Raw genomic sequence first — 15,040 nt, 5'->3', positions numbered from 1 at the left:
TTAGTCAAGCTTGAGTATTAAAACTTGATTAGCTGACCGGCGGCGGCACCACCACGCCGCCCATGAACCCCGACCAAGCATCCAACTCCCCGCTCTCGACCCGCCCCAGCGTCGTGCGCGACCACTCCAGATCCGCGCGCACGTGCGCTGCGGCCAGTCGCAGCGAATCGGCGACATGATGCGGAATCGCCTCGCGGGGATCGCCGCTGCCCGCCAGGATCCGCGCGATCTCATTGTCGAAATACAGCAGATCCGCCTCGAACTTCAGGATCCGACTGTTCAACGCCGCCACCACCTCCGGCTTGGCGGCCTGCGGAAACAGCGCCACCGCAGCGAAATACGGATGCTTGACCATGTCCGCGGAAAACAGCGCGTCCCGCAGCATCGACGCGAACTCCTTCTCCCCATCCCCCGTCAGCCGATACGTCCGCCGCTCCGGCCGCGCCCCCTCCTGCCCCACACCCTCCACGGAAATCAACCCATCCCGCTCCAACGTGTTCAACGCCCCATACACCGACCCCGGCTTCACATTCGCCCAGTTGTCGGCATCCCAGGACAACAGTTCACGCCGAACGTCATATCCGTGCACAGGCTGCAGCAGCCGAACCACCGCCAGCACCAGCAATCGGGTTGTAGGAAGAGCCATCCTCGCAGGTTAACTCCAACCGGAACGACAACGGGCCCCCCACCACCGGTGGGGAGCCCGTTCGGGTGTGAGCTGCCGTCAGGCCGCTACTCGCTCCTTGTTCGGAGCCTTTGCGGCGCGGGGCTTTTCGACCTCGTTGAAGCCGGGGCGGGCGCTGCCGATGAAGGCGACCAGCCAGGAGGCTACGGCGGCGAAGCGGTTGCGGAAGCCGACGAGGTAGAAGAGGTGGACGGCGAGCCAGGTGACCCAGGCGATCAGGCCGGTGAACTTCACCTTGTCGTTGATCTTGGTGACGGCGGCGAAGCGGCTGATGACGGCCATCGAGCCCTTGTCCCAGTAGGTGAACGGGGTGGCGGCGGGCTTCTTACCGCGGATGATGTCGGCGACGTGGCGGCCCTCCTGCATGGCGACCGGCGACTGGCCGGGGTAGCCGTTGAGGAAGGTCATGTCGCCGATGGCGAAGATGTCGGCGTGGCCGCCGACGGTGCAATCCGGGTTGATGAGAAGCCGTCCGGCGCGGTCGGTCTCACAGCCGGTGGCCTCGGCCAGAATCTGCGCGAAACCGCCGGCGGCGACACCGGCTGACCACACCACGGTCTCGGCGGCGATGCCGCGCTCGACGCCGTCCTTGCTCTTGACGGTGACCTTGCCGTCCTCGATATCGGTGACGAAGGTGTCGACCAGGACCTCGACGCCACTCTTCTCCAGCGACTGCTTCGAATACTCCGATAGCCGTCCGCCGAAGGGCGGCAGCACGACGCCCGCACCCTCCACGAGAGTGACCGTATCCTCCAGGTGGAAGTACCTTTTCGCGAGTTCCTTGAGCTGACCGGCCACCTCGACGCCGGTCGCGCCCGCGCCGACGACCACGAAGCTGAGCAGGCGGCGGCGGGTCTCCGGGTCGGCATCCTTGGCCTGCTCGAAGACGCGGGTGATCTGCGCGCGCAGGGCGCGGGCATCGTCGATGGTCTTGAGCGAGAACGTCTTGTCCGCGAAATCGTCGCGGCCGAAGTAGGACTGGCTGGCGCCGGTGGCGGCGATCAGCTTGCCGTAGCGGATCTTGCGGGGACCCTCGGCTGTCTCATAGGTGAGGATCGCATTGGGAGCGTCGATCGCGGTGACCTTGCCGAGGCGGGTTTCACCGTTCTTGTGCTTGCGCAGGATATTCGCGATGGGTGGCGCGATCTCCTCCGAGGCCAGCACACCGGTCGCTACCTGGTAGAGAAGCGGCTGGAAAAGATGCTCGGGGGTACCCGAGATGAGGACATAGTTGACACCCGACTTGTTCAACTGCTTGGCGGCGGCAAGACCACCGAAGCCCGAACCGACGATGACGACATCGGCGGTTTCGATATCCGCCTCCACGTTCCTGTGCATATCGAAAGACATGACTGCTCCCTTCTGTCATGACTAACCGCGATTCGGAACGTCGTTGTTCCAGGTGTCAGGGCGCATAATCTAGATGACTCTTATCTACGTTGATCATGAATTGGAGAATTGCCGTGGAGCTGCGCCAACTGGCCTACTTCGTGGCGGTCTGCGAGGAGCTGAGCTTCAGCCGGGCCGCGAGCCGCTGCTTCATCTCGCAGTCGGCCATCAGTCACCAGATCGCCAGGCTGGAACGCGACCTCGGCGTGAACCTCTTCGAGCGGTCCACAAGATCGGTCGTACCCACCGACGCGACCACACGGCTACTTCCCCTTGCGAAGCAAATGCTGAGCCTGGAATCCGCCATTCGCGCAGCTGTACGGGCCTCCGGCCCACGAATTCGCCTGGCAGCCAATATGAGCTTCGCAACAAGATCGCTCTCGGCCATCGCCGGAGCACGCGAGGCGCATCCCGGCGCGGAGATCGAATTCGTCATCAAGCCCTTCCGCCAGCGCATTCAGGCCGTGGCCGACGGGGACTGTGATCTTGCTCTCATCCGGGGCAGTGTGGATCAGCCCGGACTGACCGTCGAGAAGCTCTGGGTCGAGGATCCCGTCATCGCCACCTCCACCTCGCACCCCCTCGTACAGAGCGGCGGCGACGTCACCCTCGCGGAATTGGGCACCTACCCGCTGCTGCTCCCACCCGAATCCGAACAGGTGCTGTTGCACAACGTGGTCCGCGGCGCCTTCGCCGATCTCCCCTCCGGCCCGGTCTTCGGCCCGCCTATCCCGCCCGACCACACCGCCACCATGGAACTCATCAACCGCCCCGACGCCTGGACCATCCTCTACGCCGACACCCAGACCGAGGGCATCGCTACCCTCCGCCTCACCGGCCACCCCCTACGCATCCCGGTCTCCGCCGTCACCCGCTCCGAAGGCCGCACCTCCCCCATCGTCACCACCCTGCTCGCCGCCCTGCACTGCGCCTAGCGCGGATGCGCGGCCGCGTAATTCGCGAGACCCGCCGCGAAGGATTCGAACATCGGCTCGAGCATCGAGCGCACGAACCGCGCCTCGACGGGTGCGAGCGCCGGGGCCGGATCCAGATGCACCTGCCAGGTCAGCGTGCAGTGCTCGGCGTCGAGTGGTGCGAACGAGATGTCCTCGATCATGCGGCGGGCCAGCGGAATCGACATGGCGTCCGCGCCGAAGGTGAAGCGCGCCGCCGGCTCCCAGGCCAGAAACCGCTCCCGCACGGTGATCCAGCGCAGGTGGATATCGCGAATCGCGCCCGCCGCACGGTCATTCGAGTACCAGGTGGTGGCTCGATAGCCGCTCGCCCAGCGGGTCTGCCCCTCCCCGGTGGCGAGAATCTCGAAGGTGCGTGCGGCCGATGCCGCCACCCTGCGCTCACTGCGCAGATGCAGGCGCATGGAGTCGATGTCGCCGAGACCGCTCGGCCGCAGGGCGAACATCACTTCGCCGCCACCAGACGGCGGGTCACGCGGATGGTGCTGCGGCGGGGCAGGATTCGCGGCAGGCCGGAGGAGAACGCGTTGGCGAGGCCGGAGACGACACTCGGCGGCGGGGTCTTGCGGTCGAGGGTGCGCAGTGCGGTCGCCACCACCTGTTGCGGGGTCTGGCGACTGCCCACACTGGCGGCTTCGCCCGCCACGTCGAAGAATTCGGTGTCGGTGGCGCCCGGGCAGACCGCGAGCGCGGTGACTCCCGCGCCTTCCAGTTCACCCCAGAGCGCCTCGGTGAACGAGAGCACGAAGGCTTTCGTCGCGCCGTAGACGGCCATGAACGGGATGGGCTGGAACGCGGCGGTCGAGGCGATATTGACGATGACGCCGCGATCGCGGCGCACCATGGGCGGCAGTGCCGCATGGGTCAATTCGGCGAGCGCGGCCACATTCACGGCGATCTCCTCGCGGACCTTCGCCGCCGTGTGATCGGCCAGTGCGCCGTGGGTCGCGAAACCCGCGTTGTTGATCAGGATGTCGATGGGGTTCGCCGGATCCTCGAAAAGCGCGGTCACGCTGGACAGTCCATCGGCCGACGCGAGGTCCGCGGGCAGGACGCGCACCGAGACACCGTGCGCCGCCTGCAATTCCGTTGCCAATTCGCGCAGCCGGGGTTCGCGCCGGGCCACCAGGACCAGATCACAGCCCCGGGCTGCCAGGGCGGCGGCGAAGGCCGCGCCGATTCCGCTGCTCGCGCCGGTCACGACCGCTGTCGCCGGATACCACTTTCGCATGATTCCTCCTAGGTGAACATGTGTTCAGTTATGTATACTTAACAGCTGTTCAGTGATCGATGTCAAGGAGGAAATGTGGCGGAGACCCGTCAGCGCCGTGCCCGCGGGCAGGGAGAACAGCTCCGCGCCGAACTGGTGTCGGCCGCGATCGATCTGCTGCTGCAACCGCAATCGCTGGCCGCGCCGTCGCTGCGTGCGATTGCCCGCGCCTGCGGGGTCGCACCCAGCGCGGTCTACATGCACTTCACCTCGCAGGACGAACTGAACTACGCCGTCACCGCGGAACTGTTCGATCGGCTGCGCACGGCCCTCGACACCGCCGACCCCGTCGATGCGACGCCGACCGAGCGCATGCGCGCCCTGCTGGACGCCTATCTGGATTGGTCGGAAAACCAGCCGGGCGCATACCAATTGCTGTTCGAACGCCCCGACCCGCTCGGCTCCGAGAGCCGGGGGCCCGGCCTGGACCTGCTCGACCGCATCGCCCGGCTGCTACCCGGTGACGATCCCGAGGCCCACCGCGCCACCGCCCTGCGCATTTGGTGCGCGGTGCACGGTGTGGCCTCGCTGCGCGTCCACAAGCCAACCGCGCCCTGGGCCGCGGACGCCCGCGCCGACGCCTGGGCACTGGTCTCAGGACTGATCGTCAAGCCCTGATCACGTGCCGCGCCAGGTGAATTCGCACGGCGCGGCATCACGATTCGACCTACGCTGGCTGCGTGGGGAATGAGAACATGCGCGCGTCCGACGCCGACCGCGAGCAGATCGTGAACAAGCTGCGGCTGGCGATGGACGAGGGGCGGCTCACGCTGCACGAGTTCGATTCGCGGTTGCAGCAGGTGTATTCGGCCCGCACGTACGGGGAACTCGCGCCGGTGCTGTCCGACCTACCCGCGCAACGGGGTACCGGCAAGGCCGCGAAGGCCGAACAGGGCAGCGTTCCGGTCTGGGTCAAGATCATGTGGACACCTTGGGTTTTCGTGAACCTGCTGGTCCTGGTGATCTGGCTGGCCACCGGCGCGGGCTACTTCTGGCCGATCTGGGTGGAAGCGCCCTGGGGCCTGGCCCTGCTCATCCCCACCACCATCGGCATTCTGGTGCAGCGGGACTCGAACCGGCGGCGCGCCGCACGCGAAGAGTTTCGGCCGCAGTAGGTTCAGTAGGGCAGCAGGTTTCAGAAGGCCAGCGCCGCCGCGACCGCGAGATGCAGTCGCAGATCCTCGGGCTCCTCGTCCTCGATCGTCCAGACGATCTCCTCCATCGCCCGCATGAACGCCCACGCGTGCGCCCGGTCCGGTGAGACGTCGAGCGCCGCCGCCGTCCGCTCCACCACTGCCCGAGCATGTTCCGGCGTCCGATCGCTCTGCACCTGGATCATCACCAGGAATCCGGCGTCGAACGCCGCCTCCCCGAGATACGCCTTCGGGTCGATGAGCAGCCACGGCTCCCGTTCCGCCGCAACAATATTGCCCAGGTGGGTATCCCGATTCACCACCAGCAACGGCCCATCCGGCACCACCAACTCGGCGCACCGCTCGGCGGCCCGATCCAATAGCCGACCCGGAATCACCTCGGCAACTTCATCTTCCGGCTCCAGAAACATTCGCTCCCACCCGGCCACCATCCCCGCCGCCGTCGGCAACTCCGGAAATCCGTCCGGCACCGCCACCGGCTCCCGCCGCAGCCGCGAATACAACCGGCACGCCTGCTCGACCTTCCCGATATTCTCCGCCCGCCCCTCCAGACTCGGAAACCCCGGCTGATACAGCAATTCCGTCCCCGGCCGCGCCCACTCGAGCAGCATCGCCCCACTATCCGAGTCGTACTCGAACAATCGCACCGCCCCCTCCCCGCCATAGCAGTACAGCCCGGTAGCCTCCCCGCAGTTCTCCTCATCCACCACCGGGATCTTGAGCACGGCCACCGACCCGTCTGCACGCCGCACCGGCGCAACCCACGAATGCGTCCCGCCCCCAAAGCTTTCCCCGATGACCTCCAGCCCCCACTCCACACACCGCCGCTCCACCACCCCCGGCAGCGCAGCCAGCCACACCGGCCCCCGCTCCCCGAAATAGTTCGCGATGGTCTCCGCCACGTTCGGCGGCAACGAGATTGCCATCAGGCCGTATGCCGAAGCCGGGTGATGACGCGATCCAGTTCCGCACGAATGTGCACCAGGTCGGCAAGTGACGCCTCGGGCTCGGGCGCACTCTCACCGCGATACTCGTTCGCCGCCAAGTCCTGTTCGATCAATCGCCGAATGTATGCCGACTTGGACAGCCCGAGATGCACCGCCTGCCGAGTCGCGCGACGATCCAACTCGTCCGACAGCTTCACCGATCGCGGTTTCAACTCCAGGGCCGAGTCCTGACCGACCTTGATCCCGAGATCTCCCGGGTCGATCGATCCAGCCGTCTTGTCGATGACCAGACGCTCGGTTAGCGCCTGAATCTCTTCGGGGGTCGTAGGAAACTCTGGCTCAGTCATGATGGTCTGCCTCCCATTTCTCGAATTCGACCAGCAGCTCCGCGGTCAAGTGTGTCGCATTGAAGATGTACAGGTCGGGCCCATCAACTCGGGCGTATATCGCCAGCGGTAGCCCAGCATCGCTGCGGGCGAAGATCGCCGCAGCGCGTAGGCGGGTGGCCGGATCCACGACCGGCTGTAACCACACTCTCAGTCGACCCGCCTGCCACGCCTCAACGATGTCGAAAACGTCGTCCACCGCGACTCCGGTTTTCGCCAGCATCGCCGCCAATGCGAAGTACCACTCAATCGCCACTTCATGAGACTACCCGGGAACTACCCACTCGAGGGTGAGGTTGTCACCTGCCATAGGGTTGCGCACATGATTCAGCTCTCGGTTCTGATAGTCGGTGGCGGTCCGGTCGGCCTGACGCTGTCGATCCAGTTGACGCGGATGGGCATCGATCACCTGGTCGTCGAGGCACGGACCGAGCCGTCGCCGCATCCGAAGGCGCGGGGGATCTCGGCCCGGTCGATGGAGATCTTTCGCAGGCTCGGATTGGAGGCCGAGATCCGTGCGGCCGGATTGCCCGCCGAGCATGTCGCGTTCTTCCGTGGGCGCACCCTCGACGACCCGGATTACGTTCGCACGCTGCCGGTTTCGGAGGACGCTGGCCACACGCCCGCGCCCGGCCTGCTGTGTTCCCAGGATGCGCTGGAACGAGTCCTGTCCCTGCGAGCGCGGGAACACGTGCGGCGGGGCGTCCGGTTGATCTCGTTCGAGCAGACCGAATCGGGAGTGACCGCGACCGTTCGCGAGGACAGCACCGGCAGCGAGTCGGTGGTGCATGCGGATTGGCTGATCGGCTGCGACGGCGGGCACAGCACCGTACGACACGGCAGCGGCATCGTCATGACGGGACCTACCGACCTCGGTGAATTCCTCAGTGCCCGCTTCGAAGCACCACTGGGTGAGGTGGTGGCGGATCGGGTCAGCGCGTCGTATTTCCTCGCGCGCGGCGGCGGCTTCCTGGCGGTCGACAATGATCGGCAGTGGGTCTTCCAGCATCCGCTGCAGGGCGCGGAACCGAGCGAGCTCGATCTGATCGAGTTGATCCGAAGCGGTTCCGGGCGAGCGGATCTGGACGTCACGATCCACAGCACCGCCGTGTGGCGGGTGGATGCCCGGCTGGCCGACACCTATCGATCCGGCAGGGTGCTGCTGGCCGGGGATGCCGCACATGCGATTCCGCCGACGGGTGGGCACGGGATGAATGTCGGCATCGGGGACGCCGACAATCTGGCCTGGAAGCTGGCTGCGGTCGTGACCGGTGCGGCTGCCGAATCTCTGCTCGATACCTACGAATTCGAGCGTCGTCCGGTGGCTCGTCAGGTCATCGACATTTCCATCGCCAATTCGCACAACCGCTCGAGCTATCGCATCGACGACGAACTCCTGCTCGGAACCGGCTACCGCGAGACCGGCACCGTTCTCGCCACCGACGGCTACGCGCCGTCAGCGGACCTCGGCGACCGCCTTCCCCACGCTTGGCTCGCCGATGGCCGCTCCACCCTCGACCTGGTCGGCGCCGGTCACGTCCTTCTCGCCGGATCCCAACTCCCCCGAGGGCTCCGCGACAGCTGCGGCCTCTCCCCCACCACCGCCCTGCTGGTCCGTCCCGACGGTCACATCGCCGCCCGCGCCTACGGCTGACGGCGGGTCCGGTTGCGGCGCCGCGGTTTCAGTGGTCGGAGGTGGAGTCGGCGCGGCCGGTTCGGGGACCGGGGTCTCGTGGACCGTGCGCCACAGGTAGGTGCGGCCGTCGGTGACGAGTACGGCGGTCACCGTGCGCCGACCGGTCTTGACCGCTCCGAGCCGGTTCTCGGCGACGAAGCGGACGACGATCAGTTGGCCGCTGCGGGCGATCTCCTGGACGTCGGAGACTTCGATCTCCACGCCTGCCAGCACGTTTCGTGCCGACCACATGCCGGCCAGAAACGCCTCTCGATCTACGGCCTGGCCGGTGGTCACCACCGAGGTGAACTGTTCGTCCAACGCGCCGGAGATGCGGTCGAACACCTTCGGTAGCGCGTCCGAGCCCAGCCATTCGGCCAGATCGAAATGCAATGCCGCGACGATGTCGGTCAGTTCGACCCCTTCGTCGCCGGGTACAGCGGCCTCCTTGGCCCTTCCGGCAGTCGGCTCGACCCGTCCACGCCGGGGATCGAATCGCCCTCGCACCGGGCAAGACTGCCCGACCCCCGCCGCGGCGGCAACTGTTAGGTCAGTGCACGACCGGCGGCGTGTAGGTGCACGGGCCGAGGGAGCACAGGAAGTTCCAGATCCCGCCACCCATCGACTGGGCCGAGCCGGACGTCTGCGCCGACCCCGAGGCCAGGTCGGAGGAGCCGTCGGAAGATCCGGTACCGGCGACCTGAGCGACAGTCGGAACGTCCGCGACGGCGGGTCCGATCCCGGCGATCAACGCGCCGGAGACGGCAGCGGTGGCGAGCAGAATACGCATGGTGAAATGCCTTTCGTGAACCTGTGGCCGGGCAGCGGCCCGCCCGCAGGAACAATCTAAACGGCGTTATTTCACAATGCAGCAAAACCCGTGAAAACAACTGTCCCCCGGCCGATTCCGGCCGGGGGACAGTCGATTGCGCTCAGCGCGAGGTGTTTCAGCCCTTGTGGGCCTTGACCGCCTCGGTCAGCTGCGGGGCGACGTTGAACAGGTCGCCGACGATGCCGTAGTCCGAGATCTCGAAGATCGGGGCCTCTTCGTCCTTGTTGACGGCCACGATGGTCTTCGAGGTCTGCATGCCCGCGCGGTGCTGGATCGCGCCGGAGATGCCGAGGGCCACGTACAGCTGCGGGGAGACCGTCTTACCGGTCTGACCGACCTGGAACTGGCCCGGGTAGTAGCCGGAGTCGACGGCGGCGCGGGAAGCGCCGACGGCGGCACCGAGGGCGTCGGCCAGCGGCTCGACGACCTTGCCGAAGTTGTCGGCCGAGCCGACGCCACGGCCACCGGAGACCACGATCGCGGCCTCGGTGAGCTCGGGACGGTCGCCGCCCACGTTGGGCTCACGCGAGACGATCTTGACGACGCCCTCTTCCTGCGCGGGCAGCTCGACGACGACCTTCTCGCCGGCTGCGGCCTGCGGGGCGGCCTCGATGGCACCCGGGCGCACCGAGATCACCGGCACGTCGCCGGTGGCCTTGGCGTCCACGGTGAACGCGCCACCGAAGATGCTGTGCTGCACCGAGCCGTCGCCGTTCACGGCGATGGCGTCGATGAGCAGACCGGAACCGATGCGGGCGGCCAGGCGACCCGACACCTCCTTGCCCTCCGCGGTGGCGGCGACCAGGATCGCGGCCGGGGCGGCGGATTCGGACAGACCGGCGAGCACGTCCACCTTGGGGGTGACGAGGAAGCCCTCGGCCTGGTCGCCCTCGGCGACGTAGATCTTCTCGGCGCCGGCGGCGGCCAGGGCGTCGGCCAGCTTGTCGGCGGTGCCGGGGGCGGCAACGACGACGGCGGCCGGGGTGCCCAGCGAGCGCGCGGCGGTGAGGAGTTCGGTGGTGACCTTCTTGGGCGCACCTTCAGCGTGCTCCACGAGCACGAGTACTTCTGCCATTGTTCTTTCTCCTGAAGTTCGTTCGCTCGGGGGGCTTTAGATGATCTTCTGACCGACCAGGTAGGTGGCGATCTGGTTGCCGCCCTCACCCTCGTCGACGATCTTCGCGCCCGCCGTGCGCGCCGGCTTCGGGGTCACACCGGTCACCTGGGTGCCGGCGTTCGCAACGCCCACGGTCTCCGGGTCGACGCCCAGATCCGCCAGCGTGAAGGTGGAAACTTCCTTCTTCTTCGCGGCCATGATGCCCTTGAAGGACGGGAAGCGCGGCTCGTTGATCTTCTCGGTGACCGAGACGATGGCCGGGAGGGTGGCCTCGAGCTTGAAGACGCCTTCGTCGGTCTCGCGCTCGCCGGTGATGCGCTCGCCGTCGACGACCAGCTTGCGCAGGTGCGTCAGCTGCGGCAGGCCCAGGTACTCGGCGATGATCGCCGGAACCGCGCCCGCGCGACCGTCGGTGGCCTCGTTGCCCGCGATGACCAGTTCGATGCCTTCGATCTGGCCCAGCGCGGCGGCCAGGATGTAGGCGGTCTGCACGGCGTCCGAGCCGTGGATGGCCGGGTCGTTGATGTGGATGGCCTTGTCCGCGCCCATGGAGAGGGCCTTGCGGATCGCCTCGGTCGCCCGGTCCGGACCTGCGGCCAGCACGGTGACCTCGCCGCCCTGCGCCTCCTTGATCAACAGCGCCTCCTCGACGGCGCGCTCGTTGATCTCATCGAGGATGGCGTCGGCGGCCTCGCGGTCGAGGGTGTAGTCCCCGCTGGAGAGCTTGCGCTCGGACCAGGTGTCGGGAACCTGCTTGATCAGTACGACGATGTTCGGCATGGGTCTTCGTCGACCTCCTGTTCTGGTGGCACTGGGGTGGCGGTCGCACGAGGTAGTCACGTACGTCCACGAGTAGCTCGTTCGGGAGATTACCCTACGTTAAGTTACTCGTGGGTAACTTACGGTGTGAGTTTCTGCATCGGTTGATCCGGTCGCGGGTGTGATATGCGCAACCGCTAACGTCGGAGCAATGAGCGAGGCCGTGAGTCCTGTTGAAAATCCCACCGATCCCCTGCCTTTGACCGGTGAGCGGACCGTGCCCGGCATCGCCGAGGAGAACTACTGGTTCCGGCGGCACGAGATCGCGTATGTGCGTCTGCTCACTCATTGCGAGGGCAAGGTTGTGCTGGAGGCGGGCAGCGGAGAAGGCTACGGCGCCAACATGATCGCCGAGGTCGCGACGCAGGTCACGGGCGTGGACTACGACGACAGCGCGGTCGCGCACGTGCGCGCCAAGTATCCGCGCGTGAAAATGGTGCAGGGCAACCTGGCCGACCTGCCCATCGAGGACGCCTCGGTCGACATCGTCGTGAACTTCCAAGTGATCGAGCATCTTTGGGATCAGGCGCAATTCCTGCGCGAATGCCTGCGGGTGCTGCGGCCCGGCGGCAAACTGCTGATCTCCACGCCCAACCGGATCACCTTCTCGCCCGGACGCGACACCCCGCTCAACCCTTTCCACACACGTGAACTGAATGCGGCCGAGATGACCGAACTTCTCGTCGAGGCGGGTTTCACCGTCGAATTGATGGCGGGCATCTTCCACGGGCCGGAACTCGTCGCGCTGGACGAGAAGTGGGGCGGGTCGATCATCGACGCGCAGATCGAGCGCGCCCTCGCGGGTGAGCCGTGGCCGTCCGATCTCGCCGCCGATGTGGCCGCCGTGCGCATCGACGATTTCGAACTGCTGGCCGACTCCGAGCGCGATATCGACGCCAGCCTGGATCTGGTGGCCATCGCGGTGAAGCCGTGACCGAGCACGCTTCGCCGGTGCCGGGCCAGTTCACGCTGGTCCTGCATTCCCATCTGCCGTGGCTGGCGCATCACGGGCGCTGGCCGGTCGGCGAGGAGTGGCTCTACCAGTCCTGGGCGGCCTCGTATCTGCCCGTGGCGAAGGTGTTGAGAACCCTTGCGGCCGAAGGTCGTTCGCATCTGATCAGTCTCGGCATCACGCCGGTGCTGGCGGCGCAGCTGGATGATGCGCACTGCCTCAAAGGCATGCATCACTGGCTGGGTAATTGGCGGCTGCGCGCCGACGAGGCGTCGATGGCGGGCAATACCGCGCTCGGCGGGCACGAACATCGGCTCGCCAGTGCGGCATTGGACGATTTCGAGACCAACTGGATGCACGGCGCGTCGCCGGTGTGGCGGCAGTTGATCGATGCCGAGGCCATCGAATTGCTCGGTGGCCCACTGTCGCATCCGTTCCAGCCGCTGCTGGACGCGCGGATGCGCGAGTACGAGCTGGTCGAGGGACTGGCCGACGCGCGGGCGCGCTGGGGGCACACGCCCGCCGGAATCTGGGCTCCCGAGTGCGGATTCACGCCGGGGATGGAGCGGACCTACGACAAGGTCGGCATCTCGCACTTCATGGTGGACGGTCCCGCGCTGCGCGGTGACTCCAGCCTCGGCCGCCCGGTGTGGGATTCGGATGTGGTCGCCTTCGGGCGCGACCTGACGGTCAGCTATCGGGTCTGGTCGCCGAAATCCGGGTACCCGGGGCAGCCCTACTACCGTGATTTCCATCACTATGATCACGCCACCGGACTGAAGCCCGCGCGCGTCACGGGCAAGACCGTCGAGGGTGCCGACAAGGCCCCTTACGACCCGGAACTCGCCGCCGCGGCCATCGAGAAGGACGTCGCGGACTTCGTGGCGACCGTGCGCGAGCGGTTGATCTCAGAGTCGGAACGTATCGGTCGCCCGGCCCTGGTGGTGGCCGCCTTCGACACCGAACTGTTCGGGCACTGGTGGCACGAGGGCCCGCAGTGGCTCGAACAGGTGCTGCGGGCGCTGCCCGAGGCCGGGGTCACCGTCGGCACCCTCGCCGACGCGCGGGCCCGCGGCTACGTGGGCGAACGCGTCGAATTGGCCGATTCCAGCTGGGGTTCGGGCAAGGATTGGCGGGTGTGGGCCGGGGATCAGGTCGCCGATCTGGTGGAGCTGAACGCCGAGGTGGTGCGGCTGGCGCTGGACACCCACGACAAGATGCGGGTGGATGCCACCGGCCTGCGCGACCCGGTTGCCGACCAGCTGCTGCGCGAGGCGATTCTCGCCGTCTCCAGCGACTGGGCGTTCATGGTGTCGAAGGATTCCGCGGCCGGGTACGCGCGTGACCGAGCCCATGAACACGCCCACGCCGTGCGCGAGATCGCCGCGGCGGTGGCCGCCGGGCAACTCGCCAAAGCGGGTCAGTTGGCGGCAGGATGGTCCTCGGCCGACGGACTCTTCCCCGCGCTCGACGCGCGCAGGCTCGGCCCCGCTTCAGAAGGACCCGCATGAAGATCTTGATGGTGTCGTGGGAGTACCCACCGGTGGTAGTCGGTGGGCTGGGCCGCCACGTCCATCACCTGGCCGTCGAACTGGCCGCCGCCGGGCACGAAGTCGTCGTGCTGGCGCGCCGCCCGATGGGCACCGACGCCACCACCCACCCGACGCACTCCTTCATCGAGGAGGGCGTGCTGGTGGTGGCGGTCGCCGAGGACGCGCCCGCCTTCGACTTCGGCGAGGACATGCTGGCCTGGACGCTGGCCATGGGTCACGCCATGGTGCGGGCCGGGATCGCGCTGGACAAGCCGGGCATCGGCGAGGGCTGGACCCCCGATGTCGTGCACGCGCACGACTGGCTGGTCGCGCATCCGGCCATCACGCTGGCCGAATACTACGACGTGCCTTTGGTTTCCACGATTCACGCCACCGAGGCGGGCCGCCACAGTGGGTGGGTGTCGGGCCGGGTGAACAAGCAGGTGCACTCGGTCGAATGGTGGCTGGCGCACGAATCCGACGCGCTCATCACGTGTTCGGAGTCCATGAAGGACGAGGTGCACCGGCTCTACGGGGCCGAGCGGGTGCCGATGACGGTGATCCGCAACGGTATCGACGTGGGCGCGTGGACCTTCCGCGAACGCGCACCGCGTTCCGGGCCGCCGCGACTGCTGTATGTCGGCCGCCTGGAATACGAGAAGGGCATCCAGGACGCCATCGCGGCGCTGCCCCGGATCCGCAAGGCGCACCCGGGCACCACGTTGACGGTCGCCGGTATCGGCACCCAATTCGATTGGCTGCGTGAGCGAGCCCGCACGCATCGCGTCGCGCGCGCGGTGAACTTCGTGGGCAAGCTCGACCACACCGATCTGCTCGGCTGGCTGCACAGCGCCGACGCCGTCGTACTTCCCAGCCGCTACGAGCCCTTCGGCATTGTGGCGCTGGAGGCTGCGGCCGCGGGTACTCCGCTGGTCACCTCCACCGCGGGTGGTCTCGGCGATCTCGTCACCGACGGTGTCACGGGCGCGTCGTTCGAGCCCGCCGACGTTAACGGTGTTGCGGAAGCGGTCATCTCGGTCCTCAACGACCCGGCCGCCGCTCAGGACCGCGCCTGGTCCGCCCGCGAACGCCTGACCGCCGACTTCGCCTGGGATGTGGTCGCCCAGGAAACCGCCCTGGTCTACCAGTCCGCCAAGCGCCGGGTGCGCACTCCCCTGGGCCGCCCGGTCATCACCGAACGTCCACTGCCGGAACGGGATCCGAACCAGCCCTACTGATCGCGACACGCCGGATCCGCCAGGATTCGCCGGGGACACCCTTTTGCTCCGAATTGGAACGTGTTCTAAT

17 protein-coding genes are annotated in these 15,040 nt (G+C 67.1%); 7 read left to right on the top strand and 10 right to left on the bottom strand.

Annotation, left to right across the window (positions count from 1 at the left end; translation table 11 throughout):
• Window positions 1-28: 28 nt before the first annotated feature.
• On the bottom strand, window positions 29-646 hold the full coding sequence (locus tag ACYVN4_RS30730; RefSeq protein ID WP_460725487.1) for a PadR family transcriptional regulator: 618 nt from the start codon (window positions 644-646) through the stop codon (window positions 29-31).
• A 78-nt stretch (window positions 647-724) separates the two neighbouring features.
• Complete coding sequence (locus ACYVN4_RS30725) at window positions 725-2,035, bottom strand: NAD(P)/FAD-dependent oxidoreductase (RefSeq protein WP_460725486.1); 1,311 nt, start codon at window positions 2,033-2,035, stop codon at window positions 725-727.
• Window positions 2,036-2,148: 113 nt separating this feature from the next.
• On the opposite strand from ACYVN4_RS30725, the gene ACYVN4_RS30720 reads away from it, so the two are divergent.
• On the top strand, window positions 2,149-3,009 hold the full coding sequence (locus ACYVN4_RS30720) for a LysR family transcriptional regulator (RefSeq protein WP_460726761.1): 861 nt from the start codon (window positions 2,149-2,151) through the stop codon (window positions 3,007-3,009).
• Here ACYVN4_RS30720 and ACYVN4_RS30715 read toward each other — a convergent pair.
• Window positions 3,006-3,494 carry an SRPBCC family protein gene (locus tag ACYVN4_RS30715; protein ID WP_460725485.1) on the bottom strand — a complete coding sequence of 163 codons (489 nt, stop codon included), beginning with the start codon at window positions 3,492-3,494 and terminating at the stop codon, window positions 3,006-3,008. The two genes, ACYVN4_RS30720 and ACYVN4_RS30715, sit on opposite strands and share 4 nt — an antisense overlap.
• Window positions 3,494-4,279, bottom strand: coding sequence for an SDR family NAD(P)-dependent oxidoreductase (locus tag ACYVN4_RS30710; protein ID WP_460725484.1), 786 nt, complete (start codon window positions 4,277-4,279; stop codon window positions 3,494-3,496). The genes ACYVN4_RS30715 and ACYVN4_RS30710 overlap by 1 nt, the downstream gene beginning before the upstream one ends.
• A gap of 75 nt (window positions 4,280-4,354) precedes the next feature.
• On the opposite strand from ACYVN4_RS30710, the gene ACYVN4_RS30705 reads away from it, so the two are divergent.
• Complete coding sequence (locus tag ACYVN4_RS30705; RefSeq protein ID WP_460725483.1) at window positions 4,355-4,936, top strand: TetR/AcrR family transcriptional regulator; 582 nt, start codon at window positions 4,355-4,357, stop codon at window positions 4,934-4,936.
• 62 nt (window positions 4,937-4,998) lie between these two features.
• A complete protein-coding gene (locus ACYVN4_RS30700; RefSeq protein WP_460725482.1) occupies window positions 4,999-5,433 on the top strand; it encodes a DUF1707 domain-containing protein in 435 nt (144 codons plus the stop codon).
• Between the two features lie 20 nt (window positions 5,434-5,453).
• Here the strand turns inward: ACYVN4_RS30700 and ACYVN4_RS30695 are convergent, their stop codons facing one another.
• From ACYVN4_RS30695 to ACYVN4_RS30685, 3 genes are read right to left on the bottom strand one after another with little or no spacing between them, the layout of a single operon-like run.
• Window positions 5,454-6,398: an aminoglycoside phosphotransferase family protein gene (locus ACYVN4_RS30695; protein ID WP_460725481.1), complete on the bottom strand. Its 945-nt coding sequence runs from the start codon at window positions 6,396-6,398 to the stop codon at window positions 5,454-5,456.
• Complete coding sequence (locus ACYVN4_RS30690) at window positions 6,398-6,766, bottom strand: hypothetical protein (protein WP_460725480.1); 369 nt, start codon at window positions 6,764-6,766, stop codon at window positions 6,398-6,400. Before ACYVN4_RS30690 ends, ACYVN4_RS30695 begins: the two co-directional genes overlap by 1 nt.
• The gene (locus tag ACYVN4_RS30685; protein ID WP_460725479.1) at window positions 6,759-7,061 is read right to left on the bottom strand and encodes a hypothetical protein; all 303 of its coding nucleotides are present in this window, start codon (window positions 7,059-7,061) and stop codon (window positions 6,759-6,761) included. Before ACYVN4_RS30685 ends, ACYVN4_RS30690 begins: the two co-directional genes overlap by 8 nt.
• A gap of 66 nt (window positions 7,062-7,127) precedes the next feature.
• Between ACYVN4_RS30685 and ACYVN4_RS30680 the strand changes: the two genes are divergently transcribed.
• Entirely contained in the window at window positions 7,128-8,459 is a 1,332-nt protein-coding gene (locus tag ACYVN4_RS30680; RefSeq protein WP_460725478.1) for an FAD-dependent monooxygenase, read from the top strand.
• A 571-nt stretch (window positions 8,460-9,030) separates the two neighbouring features.
• Here ACYVN4_RS30680 and ACYVN4_RS30675 read toward each other — a convergent pair.
• The 3 genes from ACYVN4_RS30675 to ACYVN4_RS30665 form a co-directional block, all read right to left on the bottom strand.
• Window positions 9,031-9,270, bottom strand: a complete 240-nt coding sequence (locus ACYVN4_RS30675) for a hypothetical protein (RefSeq protein ID WP_460725477.1) — start codon at window positions 9,268-9,270, stop codon at window positions 9,031-9,033.
• A gap of 157 nt (window positions 9,271-9,427) precedes the next feature.
• Window positions 9,428-10,387 carry an electron transfer flavoprotein subunit alpha/FixB family protein gene (locus ACYVN4_RS30670; protein WP_460725476.1) on the bottom strand — a complete coding sequence of 320 codons (960 nt, stop codon included), beginning with the start codon at window positions 10,385-10,387 and terminating at the stop codon, window positions 9,428-9,430.
• Window positions 10,388-10,423: 36 nt separating this feature from the next.
• Window positions 10,424-11,209 carry an electron transfer flavoprotein subunit beta/FixA family protein gene (locus ACYVN4_RS30665; protein WP_379356773.1) on the bottom strand — a complete coding sequence of 262 codons (786 nt, stop codon included), beginning with the start codon at window positions 11,207-11,209 and terminating at the stop codon, window positions 10,424-10,426.
• Between the two features lie 190 nt (window positions 11,210-11,399).
• Between ACYVN4_RS30665 and ACYVN4_RS30660 the strand changes: the two genes are divergently transcribed.
• The 3 genes from ACYVN4_RS30660 to ACYVN4_RS30650 are packed head-to-tail and all read left to right on the top strand — an operon-like array spanning window position 11,400 to window position 14,970.
• Window positions 11,400-12,182, top strand: a complete 783-nt coding sequence (locus ACYVN4_RS30660) for a class I SAM-dependent methyltransferase (RefSeq protein ID WP_460725475.1) — start codon at window positions 11,400-11,402, stop codon at window positions 12,180-12,182.
• Window positions 12,179-13,711: a 1,4-alpha-glucan branching protein domain-containing protein gene (locus ACYVN4_RS30655; protein WP_460725474.1), complete on the top strand. Its 1,533-nt coding sequence runs from the start codon at window positions 12,179-12,181 to the stop codon at window positions 13,709-13,711. Before ACYVN4_RS30660 ends, ACYVN4_RS30655 begins: the two co-directional genes overlap by 4 nt.
• Window positions 13,708-14,970, top strand: coding sequence for a glycosyltransferase family 4 protein (locus ACYVN4_RS30650; RefSeq protein ID WP_460725473.1), 1,263 nt, complete (start codon window positions 13,708-13,710; stop codon window positions 14,968-14,970). The genes ACYVN4_RS30655 and ACYVN4_RS30650 overlap by 4 nt, the downstream gene beginning before the upstream one ends.
• Window positions 14,971-15,040 lie beyond the last annotated feature (70 nt).

This window comes from Nocardia heshunensis, from assembly GCF_054782115.1.
The sequence above is the reverse complement of the archived record's forward strand: the minus strand, read 5'-3'. Positions and strand labels throughout refer to the sequence as shown.

Bases quoted from the DNA above. Each gene is read 5' to 3' on its own strand.
- ACYVN4_RS30730 (WP_460725487.1), bottom strand. From the start codon at position 646: ATGGCTCTTCCTACAACCCGATTGCTGGTGCTGGCGGTGGTTCGGCTG.
- ACYVN4_RS30725 (WP_460725486.1), bottom strand. From the start codon at position 2,035: ATGTCTTTCGATATGCACAGGAACGTGGAGGCGGATATCGAAACCGCC.
- ACYVN4_RS30715 (WP_460725485.1), bottom strand. From the start codon at position 3,494: ATGTTCGCCCTGCGGCCGAGCGGTCTCGGCGACATCGACTCCATGCGC.
- ACYVN4_RS30710 (WP_460725484.1), bottom strand. From the start codon at position 4,279: ATGCGAAAGTGGTATCCGGCGACAGCGGTCGTGACCGGCGCGAGCAGC.
- ACYVN4_RS30695 (WP_460725481.1), bottom strand. From the start codon at position 6,398: ATGGCAATCTCGTTGCCGCCGAACGTGGCGGAGACCATCGCGAACTAT.
- ACYVN4_RS30690 (WP_460725480.1), bottom strand. From the start codon at position 6,766: ATGACTGAGCCAGAGTTTCCTACGACCCCCGAAGAGATTCAGGCGCTA.
- ACYVN4_RS30680 (WP_460725478.1), top strand. From the start codon at position 7,128: ATGATTCAGCTCTCGGTTCTGATAGTCGGTGGCGGTCCGGTCGGCCTG.
- ACYVN4_RS30675 (WP_460725477.1), bottom strand. From the start codon at position 9,270: ATGCGTATTCTGCTCGCCACCGCTGCCGTCTCCGGCGCGTTGATCGCC.
- ACYVN4_RS30670 (WP_460725476.1), bottom strand. From the start codon at position 10,387: ATGGCAGAAGTACTCGTGCTCGTGGAGCACGCTGAAGGTGCGCCCAAG.
- ACYVN4_RS30665 (WP_379356773.1), bottom strand. From the start codon at position 11,209: ATGCCGAACATCGTCGTACTGATCAAGCAGGTTCCCGACACCTGGTCC.
- ACYVN4_RS30660 (WP_460725475.1), top strand. From the start codon at position 11,400: ATGAGCGAGGCCGTGAGTCCTGTTGAAAATCCCACCGATCCCCTGCCT.
- ACYVN4_RS30650 (WP_460725473.1), top strand. From the start codon at position 13,708: ATGAAGATCTTGATGGTGTCGTGGGAGTACCCACCGGTGGTAGTCGGT.